26 protein-coding genes, 1 tRNA gene and 1 riboswitch are annotated in these 26,454 nt (G+C 60.0%); of the genes, 10 read left to right on the top strand and 17 right to left on the bottom strand.

Annotated elements, in window-relative coordinates; all coding sequences use genetic code 11:
- Position 1: 1 nt before the first annotated feature.
- The 4 genes from Q4481_RS04235 to Q4481_RS04220 all read right to left on the bottom strand — a co-directional run bounded on the left by Q4481_RS04235 (position 2) and on the right by Q4481_RS04220 (position 3,175).
- Complete coding sequence (locus Q4481_RS04235) at positions 2–847, bottom strand: patatin-like phospholipase family protein (protein ID WP_304375044.1); 846 nt, start codon at positions 845–847, stop codon at positions 2–4.
- 113 nt (positions 848–960) lie between these two features.
- On the bottom strand, positions 961–1,509 hold the full coding sequence (locus tag Q4481_RS04230; RefSeq protein WP_304375043.1) for a YbhB/YbcL family Raf kinase inhibitor-like protein: 549 nt from the start codon (positions 1,507–1,509) through the stop codon (positions 961–963).
- 95 nt (positions 1,510–1,604) lie between these two features.
- Complete coding sequence (locus Q4481_RS04225; RefSeq protein WP_304375042.1) at positions 1,605–2,429, bottom strand: helix-turn-helix transcriptional regulator; 825 nt, start codon at positions 2,427–2,429, stop codon at positions 1,605–1,607.
- Positions 2,430–2,497: 68 nt separating this feature from the next.
- Complete coding sequence (locus Q4481_RS04220) at positions 2,498–3,175, bottom strand: alpha/beta hydrolase (RefSeq protein WP_304375041.1); 678 nt, start codon at positions 3,173–3,175, stop codon at positions 2,498–2,500.
- A 205-nt stretch (positions 3,176–3,380) separates the two neighbouring features.
- Here Q4481_RS04220 and Q4481_RS04215 point away from each other — a divergent pair, with 205 nt between their 5' ends.
- The 8 genes from Q4481_RS04215 to sufA all read left to right on the top strand — a co-directional run bounded on the left by Q4481_RS04215 (position 3,381) and on the right by sufA (position 11,401).
- A complete protein-coding gene (locus Q4481_RS04215; protein ID WP_304375040.1) occupies positions 3,381–4,544 on the top strand; it encodes a cysteine desulfurase family protein in 1,164 nt (387 codons plus the stop codon).
- Positions 4,545–4,680: 136 nt separating this feature from the next.
- Positions 4,681–6,150 (top strand): Fe-S cluster assembly protein SufB, encoded by a 1,470-nt coding sequence (gene sufB / locus Q4481_RS04210; RefSeq protein ID WP_304375039.1) that lies wholly within the window; start codon positions 4,681–4,683, stop codon positions 6,148–6,150.
- Positions 6,151–6,295: 145 nt separating this feature from the next.
- On the top strand, positions 6,296–6,637 hold the full coding sequence (locus tag Q4481_RS04205) for a GIY-YIG nuclease family protein (RefSeq protein WP_304375038.1): 342 nt from the start codon (positions 6,296–6,298) through the stop codon (positions 6,635–6,637).
- Positions 6,638–7,211: 574 nt separating this feature from the next.
- Positions 7,212–7,967: a Fe-S cluster assembly ATPase SufC gene (gene sufC / locus Q4481_RS04200; RefSeq protein ID WP_304375037.1), complete on the top strand. Its 756-nt coding sequence runs from the start codon at positions 7,212–7,214 to the stop codon at positions 7,965–7,967.
- Positions 7,968–7,984: 17 nt separating this feature from the next.
- Positions 7,985–9,256: a Fe-S cluster assembly protein SufD gene (sufD, locus tag Q4481_RS04195; protein ID WP_304375036.1), complete on the top strand. Its 1,272-nt coding sequence runs from the start codon at positions 7,985–7,987 to the stop codon at positions 9,254–9,256.
- 53 nt (positions 9,257–9,309) lie between these two features.
- Positions 9,310–10,542 (top strand): cysteine desulfurase, encoded by a 1,233-nt coding sequence (locus tag Q4481_RS04190; RefSeq protein ID WP_304375034.1) that lies wholly within the window; start codon positions 9,310–9,312, stop codon positions 10,540–10,542.
- A gap of 12 nt (positions 10,543–10,554) precedes the next feature.
- The gene (locus tag Q4481_RS04185) at positions 10,555–10,935 is read left to right on the top strand and encodes an SUF system Fe-S cluster assembly protein (RefSeq protein ID WP_304375033.1); all 381 of its coding nucleotides are present in this window, start codon (positions 10,555–10,557) and stop codon (positions 10,933–10,935) included.
- Positions 10,936–11,008: 73 nt separating this feature from the next.
- The gene (gene sufA, locus Q4481_RS04180; protein ID WP_304375032.1) at positions 11,009–11,401 is read left to right on the top strand and encodes a Fe-S cluster assembly scaffold SufA; all 393 of its coding nucleotides are present in this window, start codon (positions 11,009–11,011) and stop codon (positions 11,399–11,401) included.
- A gap of 417 nt (positions 11,402–11,818) precedes the next feature.
- On the opposite strand, the gene Q4481_RS04175 is transcribed toward sufA, so the two are convergent.
- Together Q4481_RS04175 and Q4481_RS04170 are read right to left on the bottom strand one after the other, a co-directional pair.
- On the bottom strand, positions 11,819–12,121 hold the full coding sequence (locus Q4481_RS04175; RefSeq protein WP_304375031.1) for an alkylphosphonate utilization protein: 303 nt from the start codon (positions 12,119–12,121) through the stop codon (positions 11,819–11,821).
- Positions 12,122–12,223: 102 nt separating this feature from the next.
- The gene (locus Q4481_RS04170; protein ID WP_304375030.1) at positions 12,224–12,973 is read right to left on the bottom strand and encodes a TerC family protein; all 750 of its coding nucleotides are present in this window, start codon (positions 12,971–12,973) and stop codon (positions 12,224–12,226) included.
- Positions 12,974–13,237: 264 nt separating this feature from the next.
- Here Q4481_RS04170 and Q4481_RS04165 point away from each other — a divergent pair, with 264 nt between their 5' ends.
- Both Q4481_RS04165 and Q4481_RS04160 read left to right on the top strand, forming a co-directional pair.
- A complete protein-coding gene (locus Q4481_RS04165; RefSeq protein WP_304375029.1) occupies positions 13,238–14,101 on the top strand; it encodes a CPBP family intramembrane glutamic endopeptidase in 864 nt (287 codons plus the stop codon).
- Positions 14,102–14,226: 125 nt separating this feature from the next.
- Positions 14,227–14,667, top strand: a complete 441-nt coding sequence (locus Q4481_RS04160) for a hypothetical protein (protein WP_304375028.1) — start codon at positions 14,227–14,229, stop codon at positions 14,665–14,667.
- On the opposite strand, the gene Q4481_RS04155 is transcribed toward Q4481_RS04160, so the two are convergent.
- From Q4481_RS04155 to Q4481_RS04105, 11 genes are all read right to left on the bottom strand, one after another.
- The gene (locus tag Q4481_RS04155; protein WP_304375027.1) at positions 14,664–14,807 is read right to left on the bottom strand and encodes a hypothetical protein; all 144 of its coding nucleotides are present in this window, start codon (positions 14,805–14,807) and stop codon (positions 14,664–14,666) included. The genes Q4481_RS04160 and Q4481_RS04155 overlap by 4 nt on opposite strands.
- Positions 14,808–14,856: 49 nt before the next feature.
- Positions 14,857–15,225, bottom strand: coding sequence for a hypothetical protein (locus Q4481_RS04150; protein ID WP_304375026.1), 369 nt, complete (start codon positions 15,223–15,225; stop codon positions 14,857–14,859).
- A gap of 324 nt (positions 15,226–15,549) precedes the next feature.
- Positions 15,550–16,260 carry an ABC transporter ATP-binding protein gene (locus tag Q4481_RS04145; RefSeq protein WP_304375025.1) on the bottom strand — a complete coding sequence of 237 codons (711 nt, stop codon included), beginning with the start codon at positions 16,258–16,260 and terminating at the stop codon, positions 15,550–15,552.
- A gap of 4 nt (positions 16,261–16,264) precedes the next feature.
- Positions 16,265–17,398: an ABC transporter permease gene (locus Q4481_RS04140; RefSeq protein WP_304375024.1), complete on the bottom strand. Its 1,134-nt coding sequence runs from the start codon at positions 17,396–17,398 to the stop codon at positions 16,265–16,267.
- On the bottom strand, positions 17,395–18,567 hold the full coding sequence (locus Q4481_RS04135; protein WP_304375023.1) for an efflux RND transporter periplasmic adaptor subunit: 1,173 nt from the start codon (positions 18,565–18,567) through the stop codon (positions 17,395–17,397). Before Q4481_RS04135 ends, Q4481_RS04140 begins: the two co-directional genes overlap by 4 nt.
- 193 nt (positions 18,568–18,760) lie before the next feature.
- Positions 18,761–20,491: a methyl-accepting chemotaxis protein gene (locus tag Q4481_RS04130; RefSeq protein WP_304375093.1), complete on the bottom strand. Its 1,731-nt coding sequence runs from the start codon at positions 20,489–20,491 to the stop codon at positions 18,761–18,763.
- A 275-nt stretch (positions 20,492–20,766) separates the two neighbouring features.
- Positions 20,767–23,631 carry an aminomethyl-transferring glycine dehydrogenase gene (gene gcvP / locus Q4481_RS04125; RefSeq protein ID WP_304375022.1) on the bottom strand — a complete coding sequence of 955 codons (2,865 nt, stop codon included), beginning with the start codon at positions 23,629–23,631 and terminating at the stop codon, positions 20,767–20,769.
- Positions 23,631–23,993: a glycine cleavage system protein GcvH gene (gene gcvH, locus Q4481_RS04120; protein ID WP_304375021.1), complete on the bottom strand. Its 363-nt coding sequence runs from the start codon at positions 23,991–23,993 to the stop codon at positions 23,631–23,633. The genes gcvP and gcvH overlap by 1 nt, the downstream gene beginning before the upstream one ends.
- A gap of 37 nt (positions 23,994–24,030) precedes the next feature.
- Positions 24,031–25,167 (bottom strand): glycine cleavage system aminomethyltransferase GcvT, encoded by a 1,137-nt coding sequence (gene gcvT, locus Q4481_RS04115; RefSeq protein ID WP_304375020.1) that lies wholly within the window; start codon positions 25,165–25,167, stop codon positions 24,031–24,033.
- Between the two features lie 147 nt (positions 25,168–25,314).
- A riboswitch (glycine riboswitch) is annotated at positions 25,315–25,406 on the bottom strand.
- 110 nt (positions 25,407–25,516) lie between these two features.
- Complete coding sequence (locus Q4481_RS04110) at positions 25,517–25,906, bottom strand: hypothetical protein (RefSeq protein ID WP_304375019.1); 390 nt, start codon at positions 25,904–25,906, stop codon at positions 25,517–25,519.
- Positions 25,907–26,333: 427 nt separating this feature from the next.
- Positions 26,334–26,419, bottom strand: a tRNA-Leu gene (locus Q4481_RS04105).
- Between the last annotated feature and the right edge of the window lie 35 nt (positions 26,420–26,454).

The following is a 26,454-nucleotide window of genomic DNA, read 5'->3' as shown; positions in this document are numbered from 1 at the left end:
GTCAGGCCAGCGTCCGCGCGAACGTTTCGCCATCCTTGAGGCCGAGTTCGTAGGCATGGCGCAAGCCGTCCGGATCGCGGATCGTAAACTTGTCGACCGTGATATCTTCCGACGGACCGACGACTGTTCGATTGGCTGCGGAAGGCGGCATGCGCCCGTAACGGGTGGTCAGGAGGAGGGTGCGACCGCCCTTCGCTTCGGTCTCCCGGAGCTTTATGAGCGGCGGATTGTCGACCAGACCGCCATCGAGACTGGCCCGGCCGTTTACTCTGCCGACCGGCATGAAGGGCGGTACCGAGGAGGTTCCCATGATTGCATCGACCAGCTCGCGGCCGCTCGCCATGTCATGGGTGGAGATCCAGGCAGGCTTGAGCCCGAGATAACGGCCGGCTTTCGAATGGGCGCCGCCGGTCAGCGCCTTTTCGATCTGGTAGGCGGCGATCGACCCGAGTGCCGCTGCTGCGGACGGCATCCAGCTAGGTGGATGCGCAAGCTGCATGAGAATCGGTGGTGCCTCTTTCAGCGAGGCAAGATCCTGATCGGTGAACATGGTCGAGAGGAATTCATCGAAGAGGCCGCCGACGACAAATGGCGACTGGCCGCGTGAAAGACGCGACCAGTCGGCATCCGGCAATCCGCGCTCGGCAAAGGCGATTGCCGCGGCACGGATGGTCGCGGCCTTGCCGATGATGTTCATCGCGCAATGATAGGCGCCGGCGGAAACCGCCACATAATATTCCGGCCGTTGCGGATGGACGGCAGAGAACGCCTCCCAGAAACCGGACTGCCAATAACAGCGGTTGCCGCCGCCCGCGAAACCGATCGCATCGAACTGAGTGGTCGCCATGGACTCTGCCGCTATACTGTTGTGCCTTGAACAATGAAGCGGATTTTGCGTTGCCGTGCAACAGGAACTGGAACGGCGATCATTAGGCGCGCGGTCGCCGTTCCGACTTTGGCTCAGCGATTATAGACGGCTGTGATGCGGGCCTTCGCGATCGTGTTGGCGCCGATCATGAAGCCCGCGAGCGCATTGCTCGGCTTTTCCGGCAGTTCGAGATGGTCGACCGACAGGGCTTGGATGGTGAAGATGTAGCGGTGCACCTCGCCGGGCGGCGGGCAGGCGCCCCCGAAGCCTGCGACGCCATAGTCATTGGCGATTTCCAGCGCGCCCTTGGGCATCTGATCGGTCCCACTGGCGCCAACGGTCAAAGTGGTGGCGGATGCGGGGATGTTGACGACATTCCAGTGCCACCAGCCCGAGCCGGTCGGCGCATCGGGATCATAGGCGGTGACGGCAAAGCTCTTCGTGCCTTCCGGCGCCCCGGACCAGCTGAGCTGCGGTGAACGGTTGCCACCTTCGCAGCCGAAGCCGGCGAACACGAAATCGGATGCCAGTTGTGCGCCTTCGCTGATCGATGTGCTTTCGAGTTTGAAATCCTCAGCTGATGCAACAGTAGGAATGGAGGCGGCAAGGAGGAGTGAGAGGAGAGAAGCGGTCTTCAGCATGATGGGTCCTTTCGGGACGGTTGATCATGCTCATGCAATAGCGTTCACCGAGCAGAGCCGCTTTCGGCCAACAATCAAACTCTATCGAAAAACGATCAAAACTCGGCTGACCGGATCAGTTTCGGCTTGATCTCGAATCTTTTTCGAAAGGCTTCAGAAAAATGCGATGGGGTCTTGAAGCCGCAGTCCAGAGCGATCTCGGAGATCGGACGATCGGTAGTCTGGAGCAGCGCCAGACCCTTTTCGAGCCGCGTGTTGAGGAGGATCTGGGCAAAACCGAGTCCGGATCTCGTCAGCCAGCGGCGAAAGGTGGCTTCGCTCATGGCAAAATGGTGGGCGACTTCGCCGACGCGCCAGGGGTAGGCGACATCGGTTTCGATCAGCCGCCGGACCTTGCTCCAGGGCAGGTCATTCTCTCGGGCTGGAAGCTGAATGCCGCACTGCTTTAGCCACACCAGCGGCTCAAGCAACCGGTGCTGCCGGACCATCTGCGGCAGATCGTTGCGCGAGAGCGTTTCCTTGAGGAGATCCAGAATCTGAAGCGGGTTGTGCGTTTGACCCCGCAGAACCTGGATTCCCGGCGCCAGCTGGTGCGGTTGCTGGTCGGCGAACGCCTCATCGAAAAGCGCGTGGTCGAAATAGACGCCGTCGGCCAGGTAGTTGGCGTCGGGACGCGGCCGGTTCTCAAGTGTCACAAGCGAGCCCGGCGGAAAGATCAGGAGATCGCCTTCCTCGCCGATCAGTTCGCCATGGACCGGGCAGACGACCCGTTTACTACCGGAGCGGATGAAGCAGAGGAAGGTCTGGCCGATGAAAAGATCGGTGAAGGTGGCCGCCGTTGCCTGACTGATCGGGAAGAGCGTTACGCCCGCTGCAACCGGGGCCAAGTTATCGCGATCGCGCCTGTTCAGCTGGTCCATCGGCGGCGGCCTTCGGAAGGAATGGGGCCCTTGCAAGAAAAAGCCCGGGACGTGCCCGGGCCGGATTGTCAGCGGATGCGCTTGGCGGCGGGTTCCGGCACCAGTTCGCCGGCCATGCGGCGATCGAGATAGTCACCACAATCGTCTATCAGGCCTTCCATCTGGCCCGAGAAGAAGTGGTTGGCGCCCGGCACCGTCTTGTGGGTGATCAGGATGCCCTTCTGCTGCTTGAGCTTGTCGACGAGGCCGACGACATCCTTTTCCGGCGCCACCTTGTCGGCATCGCCATGGATGATGAGGCCGGAGGACGGGCAGGGGGCGAGGAAGGAGAAATCGTAGATGTTCGGCTGCGGCGCCACCGAAATGAAGCCTTCGATTTCCGGACGGCGCATCAGAAGCTGCATGCCGATCCAGGCGCCGAACGAATAACCGGCCACCCAGCAGCTCTTGGAATCGGGATGTAGGCTCTGCACCCAGTCGAGTGCGGAGGCGGCATCCGACAATTCGCCGGCGCCATGATCGAATTCACCCTGGCTGCGGCCGATCGAGCGGAAATTGAAGCGCAGCGTAGTAAAACCGCGCTTCTGGAACATGTAGAACAACTGATAGACGATCTGGTTGTTCATCGTGCCGCCGAACTGCGGATGCGGATGCAGGATGATGGCGATCGGCGCGCTTTTCTGCTTGGAGGGTTGGTAACGACCTTCGAGCCTTCCGGCTGGTCCGTTGAAGATTACCTCGGGCATTCTCACTCCAGTGTTGACGGCTATAAAAAACCCTGAGATCAGCATTCCAGTCTTGACGAAACCAGTCAGCTTTTCTAAGAGCTAGTTTAGAACCATTCGAAAATAAGGCCTTGCTGTCCTTTGTTTGACGCTTCATAGGACAGGCCGGACCGGAAATACAAGAAAAATGCGATTCCGGGCATGCCTTGGAGAGGATTGACGTAAATTGGCTGCATCTCGCGCCTATCTGGATTGGAATTCGACCGCGCCGCTCTCGGATGTGGCGCGCGAAGCCTTTCTGCGCGTGATCGCCATGCCGGGCAACGCGTCGTCGGTCCATCGTGAAGGCCGGGCGGTGCGGGCGGAAATCGAAGCCGCACGCCGCAAGGTCGCCAAAGCGCTGGGGGCCAACTCCGCCAGCGTGATCTTTACCAGCGGTGCGACGGAAGCGGCCAATATGGTGCTGACGCCGGAATACCGCATGGGACGTGCAGCCCTTCCGATCGGTCGCCTCTATGTTTCTGCTATCGAACACAAGGCGGTCGCCGAGGGTGGACGGTTTTCGCCGGACCAGATCACGTCCTTTGGCGTGACCAGGGATGGTGTAGCCGACTTGGCCGAACTCGAAAGCCTGCTTGCGGCGCATGATCCGGCATCGGGCATTCCGCTCGTGGCGCTGATGGCGGCCAACAACGAGACGGGCGTTCTCCAGCCGGTGCGGGCAGCAGCAGACCTCGTGCATGCAAGGGGTGGCCTCTTGGTTGTCGATGCCGTTCAGGCCTTCGGTCGTATCGCCCTCGATATCGAAGCGCTGGGTGCCGATTTCCTGCTGGTGTCGAGCCACAAGATCGGTGGACCGAAAGGGGCGGGAGCCGTGATCGCCCGCGGCGAAACGCTGATGCCGAAAGCGCTGATCCGCGGCGGCGGCCAGGAGAAGGGCCATCGCTCCGGAACGGAAAATGCAGCGGCGATCGCAGGCTTCGGCGCGGCAGCCGAGGCAGCCGGTGGCGATATCGACGCACGCATGCAGCGGCTCGGCCGGATGCGCGATGGGCTCGAGGCAGAGATGCTCGCGCTGGTGCCCGAACTGGTGGTGATCGGCCGTGGTGCAGATCGGCTGGCCAATACGATTTTCTTTGCGCTTTCCGGGCTGAAATCGGAAACCGGGCAGATCGCTTTCGATCTCGAAGGGGTGGCACTTTCGGCCGGATCGGCCTGCTCTTCGGGCAAGGTGGGCGAGAGCCAGGTGCTGAAAGCCATGGGTTTCGATCCGCGCATGGGCGCCTTGCGTATATCGATGGGCGAGACAACCACGGACGATGATATAGCGATGGCGCTCGAGGCTTTCCGGCGTGTCGCATCGCGGATCAAGAAGGCGGATGCCGCCTGATAAAGAATTGCGGAAAATCAAATTTCCGCTTGCCAGACGGGGTGAAAAAGTCCTTCTGGCCACACTATATATGACAGCGTAAGCTGTCTGACGACAACAAGCTGCCGGCCTTGACCCGGCGAGATTGGAGATCGAAATGGCCGCGGTTCAGGAAACCATCGACCAGGTTCGCGCGATTGATGTGGACCAGTATAAATACGGTTTCGAGACGGATATCGAAACCGACAAGGTCCCGCCCGGACTGAACGAGGACGTGATCCGGCTGATCTCGGCGAAAAAGAGCGAGCCGGAATGGATGCTGGAATGGCGTCTCGAGGCCTACCGCCGCTGGCTGACCATGGAAGAGCCGACCTGGGCGCGCGTCCATTATCCGAAGATCGATTTCAACTCGATCAGCTATTATGCGGCACCGAAGGGCCAGACCGGCCCGATGTCGCTCGACGAGGTCGATCCCGAACTCTTGAAGACCTACGAGAAGCTCGGCATTCCGCTGCGCGAGCAGGAAATTCTTGCCGGCGTGCAGAAGTCGAAGATCGCCGTCGATGCGGTGTTCGATTCCGTCTCGGTCGTCACCACCTTCAAGGAAGAGCTGAAGAAGGCCGGCGTGATCTTCATGTCGATCTCCGAAGCGATGCGCGAGCATCCCGATCTCGTAAAGAAGTATCTCGGTTCGGTCGTACCGGTGACCGACAACTATTATGCGACGCTGAACTGCGCTGTCTTCACGGACGGATCATTCGTCTATGTGCCGAAGGGCGTGCGCTGCCCGATGGAACTGTCGACCTATTTCCGTATCAACGAGAAGAATACCGGCCAGTTCGAACGTACGCTGATCATTGCCGAAGAAGGGGCCTATGTCTCTTATCTCGAAGGCTGCACGGCGCCGCAGCGCGATGAGAACCAGCTGCATGCGGCGGTGGTCGAGCTTGTTGCGCTTGACGATGCGGAGATCAAATATTCGACGGTGCAGAACTGGTATCCGGGCGACAAGGACGGCAAGGGCGGCATCTACAATTTCGTCACCAAGCGTGGCGATTGCCGTGGCAAAAACTCCAAGATTTCCTGGACGCAGGTCGAGACCGGTTCGGCGATCACCTGGAAATATCCGTCCTGCATCCTGCGCGGCGATGGTTCGCGCGGCGAATTCTATTCGATCGCGGTGTCGAACGGCTACCAGCAGGTCGATTCCGGCACCAAGATGATCCATCTCGGCAAGAACACGTCGAGCCGCATCATCTCCAAGGGCATTTCGGCCGGTCATTCCAACAATACCTATCGCGGCCAGGTGGCGGTGAACCGCAAGGCGGAAAACGCCCGCAACTTCACCCAGTGCGACTCGCTTTTGATTGGCAACAATTGCGGCGCTCATACCGTGCCCTATATCGAGGCGAAGAATTCGACGGCGCAGCTTGAGCATGAGGCAACCACCTCGAAGATCTCGGAAGACCAGCTGTTCTACTGCCTGCAGCGCGGCATTCCGGAAGAGGCGGCGGTGGCGCTGATCGTCAATGGCTTCGTGCGCGAAGTCATCCAGGAACTGCCGATGGAATTTGCCGTCGAGGCGCAGAAGCTGATCAACATCTCGCTCGAGGGAAGCGTGGGGTGATGCGGTTTGCCCGCCCGTTATTGCCGTCATCCTCGGGCTTGTCCCGAGGATCTGGTGAAGGTGGATCGGCAGGACCGGCGTGCCTGGGGGCGAGGTGATCAAATCCTCGGGACAAGCCCGAGGATGACGAAACGGGGCGGATGGCGTGACAGGCTATGTCTACATGATGTCCGACAAGCCTCGCGGGGTTGTTTACACCGGTGTCACCAGCGACCTTCATGGGCGCGTTTGGGAACATCGGAATGCAGTGAAGGAAGGATTTACCGAGAAATACAAGGCCAAGCATCTTGTCTGGTTTGAGCGCCATCCGAATATCGTGTTGGCGATACAAAGAGAGAAGTCGCTGAAGCGGTATTTACGGGAATGGAAGGTCAATCTTATCGAAGGTTTCAATCCGACATGGTCGGATTTGTTTGATAGGATTGATGAATTGGACAATCCGTATCGGCCACATCCCGGTACGGAAATGTGGGATGATTATCGTTAAGGGGGGTGGCTGGAGCCATACTGGCTGATCAGTCGGCCAAACCCACGACGTCATCCTCGGGCTTGTCCCGAGGATCTACTGATGAAGACGGGAATAGGACAGTGCAGCATGCGTGCTGCGGGTGAAGCGGGCGGCGCGGCTTGGGCTATTCACAGTGTGGCCCTTGGCTAGCGCAGCAGATCCTCGGGACAAGCCCGAGGATGACGATAGTTGAGGCGCCGTGCGCAGAATGTGAACGGTTTGCGGTTGTGGGATAGTTCGAAGGCGACCGTGCAACAGTCTCGACCGTCATCCTCGCCCTTGTGGCGAGGATCTGCGGAGGAAGCGGAAGGTTCGACGAAGCGGCTGAATTGCCGTGGCTGTGACGACGAAGGAGAATAAAGGTTTGGGCCGGGACGGCTTGGATCATTCACGGAGTGGCCCTTGGCTAGCGTAGCAGATCCTCGGGACAAGCCCGAGGATGACGGAGGTCGGGGCTGTGTCCTCGCCAACAGAAACATACCGGACAGCGTCCGGTGACCGGAATATCAAACAGGCGGCCTTTGATCCGCCCGATGAACAGGGAAGAAACGAAATGCTTGAAATCAGGAACCTGCATGCCCGGATCGCCGGGACGGAGACCGAAATCATCCGCGGCCTCAACCTCACCGTCAAGGCCGGCGAAGTGGCAGCCATCATGGGCCCGAACGGCTCGGGCAAGTCGACGCTTTCCTATATCCTGTCCGGCCGCGAGGATTACGAGGTCACCGACGGCGATATCCTGTTCAACGGCGAAAGCATTCTCGAACTCGAACCGTCCGAGCGCGCTGCCAAGGGTATCTTTCTGGCCTTCCAGTATCCGGTCGAAATTCCGGGCGTTGCCACCATGCAGTTCCTCAAGGTGGCGATGAACGAACAGCGCAAGGCGCGCGGCGAAGCCGAACTGACGACGCCGGATTTCATGAAGCGGGTCAAGGCGGCAGCTGCCGAACTGCAGATCAATCCGGACATGCTCCGGCGTCCGCTCAATGTCGGCTTCTCCGGCGGCGAGAAGAAGCGCGCCGAGATCCTGCAGATGGCGCTTCTGGAGCCCAAGCTCTGCGTGCTCGACGAAACCGATTCCGGCCTCGATATCGACGCACTGAAGATCGTTTCCGATGGCGTGAACGCGCTGCGCTCGCCCGATCGCGCCGTCATCGTCATCACCCACTACCAGCGCCTGCTCGACCATATCGTGCCGGATACGGTGCATGTTCTCTACAAGGGCCAGATCATCAAGACCGGTCCCAAGGAACTGGCGCATGAGCTGGAAGCCAACGGTTATGCCGACATTATCGGCGAGGCGGCCTGAGCCGGAAAGGGTCTGACATGAACATCCAGACACCGATCAAGCCGACGGTGGCCGAAACCGCGCTCATCGAGGCGTTCGGCCATGCGATCGGCCAGCTGCCCGGCGATGCCGGCGTGACGGCGCGGCGTTCCGAACTCGTGGGCGCCATCAAGGCCGAAGGCCTGCCGACCCGCCGCCGCGAGGCCTGGCACTATACCGATCTGCGCAGCCTGTTGCGGACCATCCCGCAGGAAGCGGCGACTTCGGTTGCCGCGCTTGCACCGCTGGTGGAAGGCTCCACGGTCGTGACGCTTCTCAACGGCAAGGCATCAGCTTCGGCTTCGATTTCCGGCACCGTCGTGACGACCTATGCCAGCCGTCTTGCCGACGGTTCGGCGCTCTCCGGTCTCACCACCTATGACCGCGACGATTTTGTCGCGCGGCTGAATGGCGGTTTCGTCAGCGACGGCTACGACATTGCCTTTCCGGACGGGTTTGAGGCTGAAAAGCCGGTCGAAATCCAGGTCGTGCAGGGCGGCGGGCTTCAGGCCGGACGTTTTCCGGTCCGCTTCGGCGCCGATAGCCGTGCGACCGTGATCGAGCGCCACGTTGCTGCCGGCGACAAGGCGGCGATCGTCTCCAGCGTCAGCGAACTGACGCTCGGCGATGGTGCCGAAGTGACCTGGATCCTGGTGCAGACCGAAGGGGCCGACGACAGCTATTTCGGCCAGATCCGCGTCTCACTCGGCAAGGACGCCAAGCTGAGGCTTTATCTGCTCAATGCCGGCGGCAAGCTTGTGCGGCAGGATATTCATATCGAAGTGGGCGGCGAGGGATCCGATCTCATGCTGCGCGGCATCAACCTGCTTGGCGGCGACAGCCATACCGATGTGACGCTGGTGCTGAACCACAATGTCGAGAACACGACCTCGACGGAGATCATGCGCAACGTGGTGTTCGATCGCGCCAAGGGCGTGTTCCAGGGCCAGATCAAGGTGGCGCAGGCGGCCCAGAAAACCGATGCGCGAATGGCCTGCAACTCGCTGCTGCTGTCTGACGAAGCGGAATTCTCCGCCAAGCCGGAACTCGAAATCTTTGCCGATGACGTGCAGTGCGGCCATGGGGCCACGGTGACCGATATCGACCACAACCATCTCTTCTATCTCGCCTCGCGCGGCATTCCGGAAAAGGCAGGACGGGCGTTACTCGTTCAGGCCTTCGTGCAGGAAACCGTCGAGGAACTGGAAGACGAGGCCCTGGTCGAGGCGCTCGAAAGTGTGATCCAGGCCTGGCTCGATCGGCACGGCTGAGAATGAAATGAGGGGGAGGTTTCTACCTCTTCCGAACCCATCAGGAACGAACCATGTCTCCCAACGGGACTTATGACGTCGAGGCCATTCGCAAGGATTTTCCGATCCTGTCGCGGACGGTCTATGGCAAGCCGCTCGTCTATCTCGACAATGGCGCTTCGGCGCAGAAGCCGCAGGTGGTGATCGATGCGGTCGCGCATGCCTATACGCATGAATATGCGAATGTGCATCGCGGCCTGCATTTCCTCTCCAATGCCGCTACGGACGCCTATGAGGGTGCGCGCGAGAAGGTGCGGCGCTTTCTGAATGCCGGTTCGGTGGATGATATCATCTTCACCAAATCCTCGACCGAGGCGATCAATACGGTCGCCTATGGTTGGGGCATGCCGAACATCGGTGCCGACGACGAGATCGTCGTCTCGATCATGGAGCATCACTCCAACATCGTGCCCTGGCATTTCATTCGCGAACGCCAGGGCGCCAAGCTCGTCTGGGCACCGGTGGACGATGACGGCGCCTTCCACATCGACGATTTCGTCAAATGCCTGACCGACAAGACCAGGCTGGTGGCGATAACCCACATGTCGAATGCGCTCGGCACGGTGGTCAATGTCAAGGAAATCTGCCGGATCGCGCATGAGCGCGGCATTCCGGTGCTGGTCGATGGCAGCCAGGGCGCGGTCCATATGCCGGTGGATGTCCGCGATATCGATTGCGACTGGTATGTCATGACCGGCCACAAGCTGTATGGTCCGTCGGGCATCGGCGTTCTTTATGGCAAGCCGGAACGGCTGAAAGCCATGCGGCCCTTCATGGGCGGCGGCGAGATGATCTCGGAAGTCACCACCGATTTCGTCACCTACAATGATCCGCCGCACCGGTTCGAGGCGGGTACGCCGCCGATCGTGCAGGCAATCGGGCTTGGCTATGCGCTCGACTATATGGAAGGGATCGGCCGTGCCGCAATCGCCGAGCACGAGGCGGGACTGGCAGCCTATGCTGCCGAGCGGTTGCGTTCTGTCAATTCGCTTCGCATCATCGGCAATGCGCCGGGCAAGGGCGGCATCTTTTCCTTCGAACTCGCGGGTATCCATGCCCATGACGTTTCGATGGTGATCGATCGGGCGGGTGTTGCCGTCCGCGCCGGCACCCATTGTGCGCAGCCGCTTCTGTCGCGTTTCGGCGTGACATCGACCTGCCGTGCCTCGTTCGGGCTCTACAATACCCGTGCCGAGGTGGATGTGCTGGTCGAAGCGCTGGAACATGCCCGCAAATTCTTTGCCTGAGAGGAAGACGCCATGGAAAGCGGCGAAGCAAAAGAAAAGATCGATGTGCGCGAGGGGCTGGTGCAATCGGCCATTCCCGCCGATGAACTGGCGCGGCTGGCCGACGATGTGATCGCGGCGCTGAAGACCGTCTATGACCCGGAAATTCCGGCCGACATCTATGAACTCGGTCTCGTCTACAAGATCGATATCGAGGATGACCGGATGGTGAAGATCGTCATGACGCTGACGGCACCCGGTTGCCCGGTGGCCGGTGAAATGCCGGGCTGGGTGGAAAATGCGGTGAGCGCCGTGGAAGGTGTGTCTGGCGTCGAAGTGTCGATGACCTTCGATCCGCCCTGGACGCCCGACCGCATGAGCGAGGAAGCGCAGGTCGCCGTCGGCTGGTATTGAACCTCTGGCGTGCCTCCATTACATTGGATTCGAGACGCCGGATCTTGACCCCGGTTGTTGAAGGAGACTGACGATGGCCTTTGCCGTGATGACCATGACTGATGCTGCAGCCGAACGGGTGCGGGAAATCGTCGAGAATGCCGATGACGGAGCCTTGGGTATCCGCGTCGGCATCAAGAAGGGCGGTTGCGCCGGCATGGAATATACGATCGATCTGGTGCGCGAAGCCAATCCCAAGGATGACATGATCGAGCATCAGGGCGCAAAAGTGTGGATCGAACCGTCGGCGGTTCTCTACCTGCTCGGCACCCAGATGGGTTTTGAAGTGACGACGCTGCGCTCCGGCTTCACCTTCACCAATCCCAACCAGACTTCGGCCTGCGGCTGTGGCGAAAGCGTGGAGCTGAAGCCCGCCGATCTCGCCGCACTTGCCGCGCGTGGCGATGCAGTGGTGCGCGCCGGCTAGTTTTTAAGGCGGGCGCGATCAGTCGCGCTTGACGATCCGCAGCATGTCCCAGAGATCGGCGCCGGATTCGAAGGCCGCAGCATTGGCCGCAAACAACTGGCCCGCTTCCAGCATAGAGCGCATTTCCTCGGCCGGATCGATGTCGCCCGAACCCGATCCATGGCGACGGTGACGCCATCGGATGCACGCGTCTCCGTATCCGCCTGCATACGGCTATGATCGGGGCGGTTGCTGTTGGCAAGATTGTCGGCACTGGCCGAAAGATGCGCTGTCTGGGCCTGCATGCCCGAAAGCGCAATCGATGTGACTGACGAGAGATCCATCATGCTCATCCCGTTGAGAATGAGCCTTTTTAGCCGTAGCGACTAAACAAAGAGTGAAGCCGAAGCCTCACTCTTTATCGTCCATCGTCCGAAATCAGCGCTTGCGAACGAATTCCGTGCGCAGAACCAGACCTCTGATCGTCTCGTGACGGCAATCGATTTCCTCGGGATTGTCGGTGAGGCGGATCGAGCGGATCACGGTACCTTGCTTGATCGTCTGACCGGCACCCTTGACCTTGAGGTCCTTGATCAGCACGACAGAGTCACCATCGGCGAGTTCGTTGCCGGAGGCATCGCGGGCGACCGGTTTCGCGTTGGCGGCTGCTGCGACCTCGGAGGCCGGACGCCATTCACCGGTTGCCTCGTCGTAGACATATTCATCATCGGCCATGGCCATCTCCCATCTGTTGAATTGCAGACGGGTTATAACAGTCGCTCCAGCTATGCAATGGGCTCGCGGCTAATCAGTGCCTTGCGAGCCCGCTTGCAGAGGACGCGATCAGTGCCCGGCCGATCTCTTGCGCAGTCGTGCGTTGCGGGCGAACATGTTGAGCACCTCAACCAGCGCTGAGAATGCCATGGCGGCATAGACGTAGCCCTTCGGCACATGGAAGCCCATGCCCTCGGCAATCAGCGTGGTACCGATCATCAACAGGAAGGCGAGCGCCAGCATGACGATGGTCGGGTTTTTCTCGATGAAGCGGGCGAGCGGGCCCGAGGCGACCAGCATAACCGTGACGGCAGCCAGAACGGCGACGATCATGATCGGCAGATGCGGCGTCATGCCGACGGCGGTGATGATGCTATCGACCGAGAAGACGAGATCGAGGATCAGGATCTGGCCGATGGCGGCGGTAAAGCCGGTGGTGACGGAAGAGGCAATGAAATCCTCGTCCTTGTCGGCCGGATCGACATTGTGGTGAATTTCCTTGGTGGCTTTCCAGACCAGGAACAGGCCACCGGCGATGAGGATCATGTCCTTCCACGAGAAACCATGGCCGAAGGCTTCGAAAACCGGCGTCGTGAGCTTGACGATCCAGGCCACGGTGCCGAGCAGCGCCAGACGCATGACGAGCGCGAGACCGATGCCGAGCCGGCGCGCGCGTTCCCGATGTTCGGGCGGCAACTTGTTGGTGAGGATGGAGATGAAGATGAGGTTGTCGATGCCAAGCACGACCTCCATGACAACGAGCGTCACCAGCGCCACCCAGGCGGCCGGATCCTGGACGAGCATCATGATATCCTGCATAGGCGAAATGTCCCTCTCTTTCCCCAACTTGATCTTTGCCATTTAGGGGTCGGCAGCGCAATTGCAAGGGCAGGGTGGGGAAATGTTTGGGCAGGCGTCAAGTGCTTGGGAGCGAAATTGCGGATTATCGGGAGAGCCATCGGTATCGGGAGGAACCGATCGTGTGGATGGAACAGAGTAAACTCTGAAATAGTCTTGTATTAGCAAGAGCAAAATGAATAACTAAGGCGTCCATTCCTGGCGGCTATAACAAGAGTTTATCGTATGGATCAGAGTATTGTCTCCGAGAAGCCGTTGTGGCTGCGGGTTTTGCAGTTTCCCCTGACGCGGATCTTCCTGCTTGGCAGCGCCATCTTTTTCATGATGACCACGAACAACGGCTTCATGGAGAAGTTCAAGGGGACGCCACTCGTATCTATCGCCGTCACCATTTGCATGGCCCTGTTGGCAATCGCAATCTATGTCGCCTGGGGACGGTTGATCGAGCGACGCCCGGTCAGCGAACTGTCGCTTGCCGGTATGGGGCGGGAATGGGCTACCGGCGCGTTGATCGGCGCAGGTCTCATCGCAACCTGCGTCCTGATCCTGATCGTGCTCGGCATGTACCGTATCGAGGGGTTCAATCCCATCAGCTTCCTTCTGCCGGCGGTCGCCATGGTCATCAGTTCGGGGACATTCGAGGAACTGTTCTTTCGCGGAATCCTGTTCCGATCGGTCGAAGACCTGTTCGGTTCCTGGATTGCGGTGATCGTTTCTTCATTGATTTTCGGCTTCGTGCATCTTCTCAATCCGGAAGGCACCATCGTCGGCGCGATCTATATCAGCATCGAGGCCGGTCTTCTGCTGGCAGCTGCCTATCTGATCACCCGCCGGCTCTGGATTGGCATCGGCCTTCACATGGCGTGGAACTATACCCTGTCGGCGATCTTTTCCGGCATTGTTTCAGGTGGCGTCAGCGATCCCGGGCTGATCAAATCCACTATCGAGGGTCCGGACTTTCTGACCGGCGGCAGTTTCGGCCTTGAATCGTCGATTTTGGCCCTCATCCTCTGCACCTCCGCCGGCATTGTCCTGATGATCATTGCCATCAAACGGGGTCACGTTCTGCCGCCGCCCTGGAAGCGCTGAGGTTTGCGCCGAGAAAGGCAAAGGCCCACTTCCAGTCCTCTGGATGGGATGATTGACAGGCGATCTGCCTGCGTCTAGCTATGCCGCGTCTCAAACTATTGGCGGATCAAGTCCGCTTTCGTCCCATGAAAATTGATTTTCGTATTGGTGACGGCCCGAAAGGCGGGCTGAACTTCGTTTTCGTGCCAACGCATGAACCTCCAGGCAGCGCATGTAACAGGTCGTCTCCCGAGGTCTTTCATGTGCGGGAACAAGCATTTCTGTTTATCGAATGGACCCTTTTCGACGTCATTCCGGAATATCGATGCTACGGCCATTGGGGCAGTACCTGGGTAGATTTGGGAACCTGGCGGCTTATCTTCGGGCGTCTTCCGGCTCTTCGCCGCGCCTTGCTTGGCAATGCCCGGCAAGACTTCATCATCCGACATTATGTCTCGTCACCTGGTCTGCTGCCGCGCAGGTTTAACCTGCACCGGAAGGCGCTTCTGGATTTTCTCGATCGTTTCGAGGCCCGCATTCTCGATCTTTGCGACCGCTATCCCTTCGTCATCATCGACGGTATTTAGGTTTCGTCAGCCTGATCGGTCAGTCTGCCATCGATCATTCGGTAGATGCGATCGAGGCGGCCGAGGATCTTTTCGTCATGAGTGACGGCGATGATGGCGGCATCCTGTTCGATTGCGACCTTGTGGAGCCCGTTTGGCAAGAAGGCTAATCTATCGGGCGCAAGTGCCTCTATCCGCCACAGTCTAGCCCTAGTCGGTTGTCAGTTCCGTCAGGGCAAGATCGAGCACATGTGTATCAGAACTGACCCAACCGCCAGGCCGATAGTGATCGATATATCCTTGCATGTCTTCGACGGAAATGTCGCCTGAGAGTGCGACGCGATTTCCCAGTGAATCGAAGGTTCCATGCGCGCGCATTTCGTAGATCGCCTCAATGAGGTCTGAGCCCGCTTCGGTGTTGCCTTCGGTTACATCCGGCAAATAGGCTTTGCCACCTTCGATCGTGCCACCGGTGACGCTTTCCCACAGTGCGATATCGGTGGAGGTCATGTAATCGATCGGGTTTCTGACGGTGCTGGACTCATTGCCGCCGGCAACCTGTTTCTGCGTCTCCGTCAAAAAGGCCTGAAAGCCCGATGCGAAAGATGCGTCGCCTGCTGCGCTGCGGTTCCCTCCGCTATCGGCAGTCGATTTTTTGAGTGTGGTCTGGTTGTCTTTTGCAAAGATAGAATACTTCTCTGTCTGGGAATTTGAAATCAGCATTATTCAACTGCCTGTTTTGAAAATCTCCATGCGATCCTCGATTTTCTGAATTGTGCGGGGCTTGCGCCTCCTCGCATTAAGGTTGAGTACGCCGCGGCACCGACGAAATCAGTGATATTACCGGCCCGCTACACAAGAAACGGCGGCACTTCGGACCGGCTCCAGACGATGCCCACATTGTCAGCCATCGTCCTCCTGATCGGTCAGTCTGCCATCGACCATTCGGTAGATGCGATCGAGGCGGCCGAGGATCTTTTCGTCATGGGTGACAGCGATGATGGCGGCATCCTGTTCGATTGCGACCTTGTGGAGAAGATCCATCACGCGGCCGGCCCGTTCGGAATCGAGAGCTGCGGTCGGTTCGTCGGCGAGGATGATGCGCGGACGGTTGGCGAGCGCACGCGCAATCGCCACCCGCTGCGCTTCGCCGCCGGAAAGTTGGCCGGGCATCGCCTCCATACGGTGATCGACCTGGAGATAGGCCAAAAGTTCGCGGGCGCGTTCGACGGCTGCCTTTTTCGGCCAACCGGCCAGCGTGAGTACGATGGCGACATTGTCGGTGCAGTTGAGGAAGGGCAGCAGATTGTGCTTCTGGAAGATGAAGCCGATCTTCTCGAGCCGCAGCCGGCGGAGATCTCTGCGCAGCCAGCGATTGTCATAGACCACGTCGCCATCGAGCCGCATCCAGCCGCTGTCGGGTTCGAGGATGCAGCCGATCGCATTGAGAAGGGTGCTCTTGCCCGATCCGCTCGGGCCGAGCAGCCCGACGACCTCGCGGGCATGGATCGTCAGGCTGACGTCCCTGAGCGCGTCGACCCGGGTCGCTCCCTCGCCAAAATGCTTGGACAGTTGTTTGAGTTCGACGAGGGCGGTTGTTGTGTTTTCGTTCATGACGTCACCCTGCCAAAGCCGTGGAAGGATCGACCTTCACGGCGACCCGGACACCGAGCGCACTGGCCGCCAGGCAGACGAAAATGACGACGATGAAGAGCGCACCGATATCCGATGGCAGCATCTCGATGCGGCGTGGAAAGACGTTCTGGAACGCATAGACAAGCCCGGTGCCGACGACAAAGCCGACCATTCCCATGATGAGCGCCTGCTGGACGATCAGCCCGATGATCGTGCGGTCGGGTGCGCCGATCATCTTCAGCGTTGCGATATCGCGGGTCTTGTCGAGGGTCATCGTATAGACGATGAGCGCGATGATGACGGCTGAGACCAGCGTCAGGATCGACATGAAAAGGCCAAGCTGCCGGCTGGCGCGCTCGATCACCGTTCGGGTGAGCAGTGTCTCCTGATCCTCGGCCGTCAGCACCGAAAGATGTTTCCAGCGGGCGATTTCGCTCGCGATCAGGGAAGCCGGGATATTGGGCGAAATGCGGGCGACCACGGCATTGACGAAATCGGTGCCCGATTTCTGCGCGCCTCTCGCTGCCTCTCGGCGGGCGGCGGTGGGGGCGATTTCGAACTGCAGTTCCTGCGCATCCTTGAGCGTCATGTAGAGAACGGAATCTCCCGAGAGCGTGACGACGCCCTGGGTGAGGCCGACGACGGTGAAAGTGCGTTTTCCGAGTTTCAGCTGTTCGCCGACCTGCAGGCGCGTCTGGCGGTCGGCAATGATCTCGTAATGGCTGCTGGTAATGGTTCGACCCTCGACCAGTGTTTCGGGCGCCCCCGGCTGGCCGGGTTCGAACCCCACCACCTGCAATCGCATCCGCTTGCCACCGCGTTCGATCTGCATGGTCTGCAGGGTGAGGGAGCCCGCGCGCTCGACGCCATGAATGCGCGCGATGAGTTCTCTGGTATCGCCCGGCACCCGCGAGGCTTCCGCAAACGGGCCGTGGGAACCTGCTTCGACGACCCAGATATCGGCGCTCATTGTCTTGAGAAGCGCAAGCGCATCCGCAGTCTGGCCGCGGTATATGCCGGCCATGGAAACGACGACGCCGAGAAGCAGGCTAAGGCCGAGGCAGGTGAGGACAAACCGTCCCAGCTTATAGCGAATGTCCCTGAAGGCGAGGTTCATGGCCCGGCCTGCACGATCTTCACCTTGCGTCCCTGCCGCAGACCGGCTGTCGGAGCCGTCACGATCTGAAGCGTCTCAAGTGCTTCGCCGACGATCTCGATACGCCCGTCGAGCGTTTGCCGGCCAAGCTCCACCGGAACAGAGGCCAGTTTGCCGTCTTCGATTGCCCAGACCCTGCCGTGCCGGGCGTTGAAATCCGAGACGGCAGCGATGGGCACCATCAGCACATGGTCGATCTTATCCACCGCGATGATGACTTCTGCCTGTTCGCCGAGATGGAAATCGGTCGGGCAATCCTCGCAGCTGACAGAAATGCGCCGTTCCTCATTGACGCGGTCGCTTTCGATTTCGATGCGCGCGACGCGGCCCTTGAAACGTTTACCGGCCATCGACCGGAGGGAAATCGTGGCGTCCTGTCCGACCCGGATCGGTCCCGCCCTCGATTCATCGATATAGGACAGGATCCAGATCGAGGCCGGATCAACGAGCGTGAACAGGACTTCGCCCGGATTGAGCATCGAGCCGAGATCGCGCTGGCGGTTGACGACGACGGCATCATAGGGGGCTGTGAGACTGTATTTGGCGAGTTTCGCCTCTTCCACTTCAAGAAGCGCCTTCGACTGGGCGAGGTTCTGATCGGCAACCGCGATGGCGCTTTCGGCAAGTGCGACATCTGCGCGGGCCATTTCGAAGGCAGCGCGGGCCTCTTCGTTGGCTTCGTTGGCTGTCGCTCCCTTGCGGAAAAGCTCTTCGCGCCGTTCGCTGATGCTCTGTTTCTGGCGGAGTGCCACTTCGGCCCGTTGCAGCGCCACGCGCGCCTGTTGCGACAGGGCTTCCGTCTGGGCGACAGCGGCCCTGGCAAAATCGACCTTCGCCCGCTGCTCACTATCCTGCAGCCGGGCGAGAAGTTGGCCCTTCATGACCCGGTTGCCATAATCGCCGTTGAGATCGGCGATAGAGCCGGCAACCTCGAAGCCGAGGCGCGAAAGCGTCCGCGCTTCCACCGTTCCGAGACCAAAGACTTCGATGGCAACCTTGTCCTGAAAACCGGCGACCTGCACGGCTAGCGGACGCGATTGAAAGAAAAAGATACCGCCAATCAGGGCGCCTATGACCACCAGTGCGGTTGCCGCAAGTGCCAGTCGTTTGTGTTGCGTTCTGGAGGCCATGGGGTTCCCGTCTTCCGATGTTTTTCGAAACATTCTAAAAGACGTGCCACGGGAAGTGGCAGAACAAATTGATTTATATCATCGAAACGTTATTTACGCCGCAATCCGGGATTTTCCGGCCAAAAGAGGGAAGCCTGCGGAGCGATCCTTGTCGTTCCGCAGGCTTCACATGTCGATCCGAATGGCTGGAGGCTCAGAATTCTTCCCAGCTGTCCGATGCCGGGCGGGCATTCATCGCGGATGCCGCGCGTTTCTGCAGCTGCCGTGCCGGAGAGGCAACCGGTGTGGAAGACGCTTGCCTTCCGGCGGGCACCGGGCGGGCAGGGGCGTGGCGGGCGGGCGCGGCGCTGCGATTGCCGAGGGAGAAGTGATCGATCAGCGTGCGCAGCTTGTCGGTTTCGCCGGCAAGCGTGACACCGGCTGCATTCGTTTCCTCCACCATGGCCGCATTCTGCTGCGTGACCTGGTCCATCTGGTTGACGGCGGAGTTGACTTCGCTCAGGCCCGTCGACTGTTCGCGGGCGGAGGTGGAGATCGCTTCCATATGACCGTTGATCTGCTGGATGAAGCCGCCGATCTGGTTCAGCGCCTGGCCGACTTCACGCACAAGCTGGACGCCGTTACCGACTTCTGTCGAGGAGTTGCGGATAAGCTCCTTGATTTCCTTTGCCGCCTGGGCCGAACGCTGGGCAAGCTCGCGCACTTCCTGTGCCACAACGGCAAAACCCTTGCCGGCCTCGCCGGCGCGTGCGGCTTCAACGCCCGCATTAAGGGCGAGCAGGTTGGTCTGGAAAGCGATCTCGTCGATGACGCCGATGATGTTGGAAATCTGCTGCGAACTGGCTTCGATCCGGCTCATGGCTTCTTCTGCATGGGCGGCGACCTCTGCCGATTTGATCGCATTGCGGTTGGCTTCGGTGGCGACCTCGCGGGCCTCTTCCGTACGCTTGGACGAACTGGTGACGTTTGCCGTGATCTCGTCCAGGGCCGCAGCCGTCTCTTCCAGCGAAGCCGCCTGTTGTTCGGTCCGGTGCGACAGGTCCGAGGCACTGTTGGAAATGTTGCGGGTCCCGGCATCGATTTCCGAGATCGAATCGGAGACGGATGTCAGCGTTTCGCGCAATTGCCGGGCAGCATTGTTGAAATTGGTGCGTAGGCTTTCGAAGTCCGGAGCGAAAGCCTGGTTGATGTTGATGTCCAGTCGACCGGCGGCAAGCTCGATCAGGCCGCGACCGATCTCGTTGACGGCATGGACGCGCTCGGTCACGTCGGTTGCGAATTTGACGACCTTGGCGACTTTGCCGCGTTCATCGAAGATCGGATTGTAGGAGGCGTTGATCACCACGCGCTTGCCACCCTTACCGACCCGTTCGAACTCGGCGATCTGCGGGCGGCCGGCATTCAGTTCGGACCAGAAGCGCTGGTAATCCGGACTGGATGCATAATCCTTGTCGACGAACATGCTGTGATGCTTGCCGGTGATCTCGTCGAGCCGGTAGCCGAGTGCCTTGAGGAAATTGTCATTGGCGGTGATGACCTGACCTTCGGGCGAAAACTCGATGATCGCCTGGACGCGGCTGATGGCCTCCATCTGGTTTCTGTAGTCGATATTCTGCAGACGATCGCTGGCGTTGGCCCATTCGACGACAAAGCCGTCGTTTCTGTTGCCCGAGGTCAATGGTGCCACCACGAGATCGAACGAATGGCCACCGACCTTGATTGTCGCCTTCAAGGGCTTGCTGAGCGATGCGAGCATCCCGCGCTGATGGGCGGGGTTCTTGTGAAAGATATCGATGTTGGAACCGACGATCGTGGCCATATCAAAGCGTGGCAGTTCCCGCTTGAGATCGGCTTCCACTTCCTTCAGCAGAGAGCGTACAGCCTCGTTGATATAGATGATGTTCAAGTTCTTGTCAGTGATCATCACTTTGGCGGTGATGGCATCGACTGCGCGCTTGTGGTGAGAACCCGATTTGGATCCGAATAACTGCACTTATGCCTCCTGCCATTTCAGCTGAAACAAAATGGCCCGCTCGAGTGAGCCTTAACTTTGAGGCAAGCGTATAAGAATTGGGTAAATTTTGGGTTATGAATAAGAAAATACTAATTGTCGGAAAACTTAAGTGCCTGGGTCGCTTTTTGTCGACCGAACCATCGCGGTGCCTGTTTCACCGCGATGGAGGCTGGTGCGGTAACTTTTTACTCGGCGGCTTCCCTGTATTCGCTCATCGGCGGGCAGGCGCAGACGAGATTGCGGTCGCCATAGACATTGTCGACGCGATTGACCGGCGGCCAGTATTTATCGACGCCGAGCGAGCCGGGCGGGAAGCAGGCTGCTTCGCGGCTATAGGGACGATCCCATTCGCCCACCAGATCGCGCACCGTGTGCGGTGCATTCTTGAGCGGGTTGTTGAGCTTGTCCATACGACCATCCTCGATGGCGCGGGCCTCCTCGCGGATTGCCAGCATCGCATCGCAGAAACGGTCGATTTCGGCCTTGGTTTCGCTTTCGGTCGGCTCGATCATCAGCGTGCCCGCCACCGGCCAGCTCATGGTCGGGGCATGGAAGCCGCAATCGATCAGGCGCTTCGCTATATCTTCCACCGTCACGCCGGAGGTCGCCTGCAGCGGACGCGTATCGATGATGCATTCGTGCGCCACGCGACCCTTGTCGGACTTGTAGAGCACGTCGTAGGCGCCTTTGAGGCGGGCGGCGATATAGTTGGCGTTGAGGATCGCCACTTTCGTCGCCTGCGTCAGGCCTTCCCCGCCCATCATCAGGATATAGCTCCAGCTGATCGGCAGGATCGAGGCCGAACCGAAGGGGGCGGCCGACACGGCGCCCTCGGCACCATCTGTCTCCGGATGACCGGGCAGGTGGGGTGCAAGATGGGCCTTGACCCCGATCGGCCCCATGCCGGGACCGCCGCCGCCATGCGGAATGCAGAAGGTCTTGTGCAGGTTGAGATGGGAGACATCCGAGCCGATATCGCCGGGGCGGGAAAGCCCCACCATGGCATTCATGTTGGCGCCGTCCATATAGACCTGGCCGCCATGGGCATGGGCGATGTCGCAGATCTCGCGCACCGTTTCCTCGAACACGCCATGCGTCGAGGGATAGGTGATCATGATGCAGGAGAGATTGGCGGCGTATTTCTCGGCAAGGGCCCGGAAATCATCGACATCGATGTCGCCATTGTCGCGCACCTTGACCGGCACCACCTTCATGCCCGCCATCTGCGCCGAGGCCGGGTTGGTGCCATGCGCCGAGGTGGGAATGAGGCAGACATCGCGATGACCTTCGCCCCGCGCAATATGGTAGTTGCGGATGGTCAGAAGCCCGGCATATTCACCCTGCGCGCCGGAATTCGGCTGCATGGAGAAGGCATCGTAGCCGGTGATGTCGCAGAGCTTGGCCGAAAGATCGTCGATCATCACCCGATAGCCGCGCGCCTGGTCTTCCGGCACGAACGGGTGGATCTCGGAAAATTCCGGCCAGGTGATCGGCAGCATCTCGGCGGTGGCGTTGAGCTTCATCGTGCAGGAACCGAGCGGGATCATCGCCCGGTCGAGCGCCAGATCGCGATCGGACAGACGCCGGATGTAGCGGGTCATCTCGCTTTCAGCGCGGTTCATGTGGAAGATCGGATGGGTCAGATACTCGCTGGTGCGCAGCATCGCTTCGGGCAGGCGGTAGCCGGCCTCGATATCCTCCGTCAGGAAATTGCCGCCAAAGGCGCGCCAGACCGCTTCGAGCGTCACCGGACGCGATCGTTCGTCGAGCGAGATACCGATCCGGTTCTGACCGATCTTGCGCAGGTTTACCTCTTCGGCGACGGCGGCATTAAGGATGACGCCCTGCAACTTGCCGACCTCGACGGTGATCGTGTCGAAGAAGGTGCCGGGTTCGACCGTGTAGCCGAGCCGTTCGAGCCCGCGGGCCAGCCGCACCGTTTTCTGGTGAACGCTCTGGGCGATCGCCTTCAGCCCCTTGGGGCCATGGAAGACGGCATACATAGACGCCATGACGGCGAGCAGAACCTGAGCGGTGCAGATGTTCGAGGTGGCCTTCTCGCGGCGGATATGCTGCTCGCGGGTCTGGAGGCTGAGGCGATAGGCGCGGTTGCCGCGCGCATCGATGGAAACGCCGACCAGACGGCCGGGCATTGAACGTTTCCACTCGTCCTTCACGGCCATATAGGCAGCGTGCGGACCACCATAGCCAACCGGCACGCCGAAACGCTGGGTGGAGCCGACGGCAATATCGGCGCCCATTTCGCCGGGAGACTTGAGAAGGCAAAGGGCGAGCGGATCGGCGATCACGGTCGCAATCGCACCATGGGCATGCAGCTTGCCGATCACATCGGTGAAATCATGCACATGGCCGTAAGTGCCGGGATATTGGAAAATGGCGCCGAAGACATTTTCGGGATCGAGGTCGCGGAAAGGGTCGCCGACAATGACTGTGATGCCGATCGGTTCGGCACGCGTCTTCAGAAGCGCGATATTCTGCGGATGGCAGTTTTCATCGGCGAAGAAGATGTTGGATTTCGATTTGGTGACGCGATGCGCCATGGCCATGGCTTCCGCAGCGGCGGTCGATTCATCGAGAAGCGACGCATTGGCGATATCGAGCCCGGTCAGATCGCTGACCATGGTCTGGTAGTTGAGGAGCGCTTCGAGGCGGCCCTGGCTGATTTCCGGCTGGTAGGGCGTATAGGCCGTGTACCAGGCCGGGCTTTCGAGAATGTTGCGCTGGATGACCGGCGGGGTGATGGTGCCGTAGTAGCCTTGGCCGATCAGGCTCACCAGCCGCTTGTTGCGGTTGGCGGTCTCGCGCATCTTGTCGAGCGCCTCGCGTTCGGTCAGCGGCTTGTCCCAGGCGAGCGGCGTCTTGAGCCGGATCGAGGCGGGCACGGTATCGTCGATCAGCGCATCGAGACTGTCATAGCCGATGGTGGCGAGCATCGCCTCCATTTCGGCCGGCGAGGGGCCGATATGGCGTCGATCGGCAAAATTGTAGGGGTCGTAGTCGGTGAAGGTGAAATCGACGGGCAGGGACATCAGGCAATCATCCTGTTATAGGCTTCCTCATCCATCAGGGCCTCGGCATCGGCCTTGTTGGCGAGCTTGAGCTTGAAGAACCAGCCGGCACCCATCGGGTCGGAATTGACCAGCGACGGATCGGCCACGATCGCTTCGTTGACCTCGACGATTTCGCCATCGAGCGGACAATAGACGTCAGAAGCGGCCTTGACGCTCTCGACGGTGGCCGCATCGCCACCCTTTTCGAAGCTGCGGCCGATATCGGGCAGTTCCACGAACACGAGATCGCCGAGCTGTTCCGCGGCGTGCGCCGTAATCCCCACGGTCGCGACATCGCCATCGATCTTCAGCCATTCATGTTCTTCGGTAAATTTCAGCATGCGTTTTCTCCTCTGAAACGGGTGCGCGACCGACTGATCAGCGCTTGTAGGTGGGGGTGATGAAGGGAAGGGTGGCAACGGTGACCGGCAGGTACTTGCCGCGCACCTCGGCATAAAGCCGGCTGCCGGGAGCGGCGTGGCTCACCGGCACATAGCCCATGGCGCAGGGTCCATCGATGGAGGGGCCGAAACCGCCCGAGGTGACCTCGCCGACCGCTTCGCCGCCTGCTTCGGACAGGTAGAGTTTCGTATGGCCACGAACGGGTGCCTTGCCCTCTGGCTTGAGACCGACGCGACGACGGCTGGTGCCCCCCTCCAGTTCGGCGAGGATGCGTTCGGTGCCGGGGAAGCCGCCGGCACGGGCGCCACCGGTGCGGCGGGCCTTCTGGATCGCCCATTCGAGCCCGGCTTCGATCGGGCTGGTGGTTGTATCGATATCGTTGCCATAGAGGCAGAGCCCGGCCTCGAGCCTCAGACTGTCGCGGGCGCCGAGCCCGATCGGTTCGCAATCGGGGTGATCGAGCAGGCGTTTCGCCACAGTTTCGGCATGGATGGCGGGAACGGAGATCTCGAACCCGTCCTCGCCCGAGTAACCGGAGCGGGAGATGATGCAATCGATATCGTGAAGGTCCTCGACCGAGATATCCATGAATTTCATGGTCGCGACCTCGGGACAGAATTCCGACAGGACCTTTTCGGCAAAGGGGCCCTGAAGCGCAATGAGGGCACGGTCTTCGAGAATGTCGAATGTCAGGCGGTCGCCGAGCTTTTCCTGCATATGGGCGAAATCGGCCTGTTTGCAGGCGGCGTTGACCACCATGTAGAAATGATCGCCGCGGTTGGACACCATCAGGTCGTCGAGTATGCCGCCATTCTGATCGGTGAAGAAGCCGTAACGCTGGCGGCCTTCCTTGAGGCCGAGAAGATCGACCGGGATCAGGCTTTCAAGCGCGAGCGCCACATCCTCGATGCGACCGGATTTGGCGCGGATTTCGACCTGGCCCATATGGGACACATCGAAGAGGCCACAGGCCTTGCGGGTGAAGAGATGTTCCTTCAGCACGCCGGCGGGATATTGCACCGGCATGTCATAGCCTGCGAAGGGTACCATGCGGGCACCAAGCGACAGATGAAGGGCGTGAAGCGGGGTTTTGAGAAGGGCGGCGTCGGTCACGACACGGGTCTCCGGGTTTGAGCGCCAAGCGCTCGCTCAAGGACAGGGCGCAAGATTGCGTCCCGCATGCTCAAGCCCCCTCTGTCCCTTTGCCTGAGATTGTTATCCCTTCGGCAGACGGTTACCCGTCATTCTCCAGAGTATCGTGTCTCACCGTTGGTCCTTTGGCCTGAGAGTTTCCGGGGCGGTTGCTCCTTCGGCACTGCATCCGGCAATGCAGATTCTCCCAACGGGTCTTCATTGATTACGGCGTGCCCGCAGCTCTGGCAAGAGGCAATGGCGCGATATGGGTATTTTTTGTCGCCGAGGGTGCAGGCGCGTGGTCGCGCCTGTCGGCAGCCAAACGCGATCAGGCGCCGGGAGCGGGATCGTCGCTTTGCGAGAGGGCATCGGCAAGCGCATTTGCCAGCCTTTCGTTGCGCCCGTCGTCAGGTTCAGCCTCGACGCCTTCGTTCATCTCATCGCCATTGTTGTCGATGTAGGCGCCTTCCGCTTCATGATAGGCGACCTCCGGCTGGCGGTTGCTCATGCTGTTGGTCAAGAGAAACATCGAGAGAGCGGGCGCCGGTACCGGTCGAATGGAGCCGGCCGGAGCGGATTCGTTGACCTTCTTCTGCTTGCCGGACGCGGTTTTCGTCGGCAGGTCCAGCGGCGCCGTTCCGCTGACGCGGGCATTGGGGCGCAGGGCTTCTGCCGCATAGGCGGCTGTGGTGGCGCTGACGGATACGACCTGTGTCATGGCTTCGACTTCGCAGATGACGATCTCGATAGTCTAACGGCCAGGCGCATAGGCTTCGTTGCAAAAATCGCTCAAATTTGAATCACCTCGACCGGTTTCTTCAGATCCGGTCCGAAATCCGCAGCGGTTCACGCGTCGCACGTATCGGCGTCATCCGGCAGACGCTTCTGCAAGAGATTGGACGCAGCAGCGGCGGAAAAGGTGAGCAAGAGGGCGATGAAGATATTGGACATGGGATGCTCCTGAAGGGTGCATCCCTTATGAAACAGAAGAGCGCTTGAGGCTGTTCCTTCGGGAACAGCTTGCCGGACTGATTCCGAAAGACGTCATAAGTATCAGAAAGTATTGTGGATTTCCGTCGTCGCCACTGGATGTCGTCGCCACTGGATGTCGTCGCCACTGGATGAAGAGCGCCTGCAGACGTCTTTGGTGCGGACGACGGGGATCGAACCCGTATGAGCCAAGCCCGAGAGATTTTAAGTCTCTTGCGTCTACCAGTTTCGCCACGTCCGCATTGGTCTCCTGCGGTAGCCCAGCGGGCGGATTCG

It is taken from the genome of Fluviirhizobium alvei (genome assembly GCF_030551875.1).
GTDB classification, from domain to species: Bacteria; Pseudomonadota; Alphaproteobacteria; order Rhizobiales; family Rhizobiaceae; genus Rhizobium_E; species Rhizobium_E alvei.
The sequence above is the reverse complement of the archived record's forward strand: the minus strand, read 5'-3'. Positions and strand labels throughout refer to the sequence as shown.

Coding starts and splice junctions, on each gene's coding strand:
- Q4481_RS04235 (WP_304375044.1), bottom strand. CDS start 847: ATGGCGACCACTCAGTTCGATGCGATCGGTTTCGCGGGCGGCGGCAAC.
- Q4481_RS04230 (WP_304375043.1), bottom strand. CDS start 1,509: ATGCTGAAGACCGCTTCTCTCCTCTCACTCCTCCTTGCCGCCTCCATT.
- Q4481_RS04225 (WP_304375042.1), bottom strand. CDS start 2,429: ATGGACCAGCTGAACAGGCGCGATCGCGATAACTTGGCCCCGGTTGCA.
- Q4481_RS04220 (WP_304375041.1), bottom strand. CDS start 3,175: ATGCCCGAGGTAATCTTCAACGGACCAGCCGGAAGGCTCGAAGGTCGT.
- sufB (WP_304375039.1), top strand. CDS start 4,681: ATGGCCGCGGTTCAGGAAACCATCGACCAGGTTCGCGCGATTGATGTG.
- sufC (WP_304375037.1), top strand. CDS start 7,212: ATGCTTGAAATCAGGAACCTGCATGCCCGGATCGCCGGGACGGAGACC.
- sufD (WP_304375036.1), top strand. CDS start 7,985: ATGAACATCCAGACACCGATCAAGCCGACGGTGGCCGAAACCGCGCTC.
- Q4481_RS04190 (WP_304375034.1), top strand. CDS start 9,310: ATGTCTCCCAACGGGACTTATGACGTCGAGGCCATTCGCAAGGATTTT.
- Q4481_RS04185 (WP_304375033.1), top strand. CDS start 10,555: ATGGAAAGCGGCGAAGCAAAAGAAAAGATCGATGTGCGCGAGGGGCTG.
- sufA (WP_304375032.1), top strand. CDS start 11,009: ATGGCCTTTGCCGTGATGACCATGACTGATGCTGCAGCCGAACGGGTG.
- Q4481_RS04175 (WP_304375031.1), bottom strand. CDS start 12,121: ATGGCCATGGCCGATGATGAATATGTCTACGACGAGGCAACCGGTGAA.
- Q4481_RS04170 (WP_304375030.1), bottom strand. CDS start 12,973: ATGCAGGATATCATGATGCTCGTCCAGGATCCGGCCGCCTGGGTGGCG.
- Q4481_RS04165 (WP_304375029.1), top strand. CDS start 13,238: ATGGATCAGAGTATTGTCTCCGAGAAGCCGTTGTGGCTGCGGGTTTTG.
- Q4481_RS04160 (WP_304375028.1), top strand. CDS start 14,227: ATGAAAATTGATTTTCGTATTGGTGACGGCCCGAAAGGCGGGCTGAAC.
- Q4481_RS04145 (WP_304375025.1), bottom strand. CDS start 16,260: ATGAACGAAAACACAACAACCGCCCTCGTCGAACTCAAACAACTGTCC.
- Q4481_RS04140 (WP_304375024.1), bottom strand. CDS start 17,398: ATGAACCTCGCCTTCAGGGACATTCGCTATAAGCTGGGACGGTTTGTC.
- Q4481_RS04135 (WP_304375023.1), bottom strand. CDS start 18,567: ATGGCCTCCAGAACGCAACACAAACGACTGGCACTTGCGGCAACCGCA.
- Q4481_RS04130 (WP_304375093.1), bottom strand. CDS start 20,491: ATGATCACTGACAAGAACTTGAACATCATCTATATCAACGAGGCTGTA.
- gcvP (WP_304375022.1), bottom strand. CDS start 23,631: ATGTCCCTGCCCGTCGATTTCACCTTCACCGACTACGACCCCTACAAT.
- gcvH (WP_304375021.1), bottom strand. CDS start 23,993: ATGCTGAAATTTACCGAAGAACATGAATGGCTGAAGATCGATGGCGAT.
- Q4481_RS04110 (WP_304375019.1), bottom strand. CDS start 25,906: ATGACACAGGTCGTATCCGTCAGCGCCACCACAGCCGCCTATGCGGCA.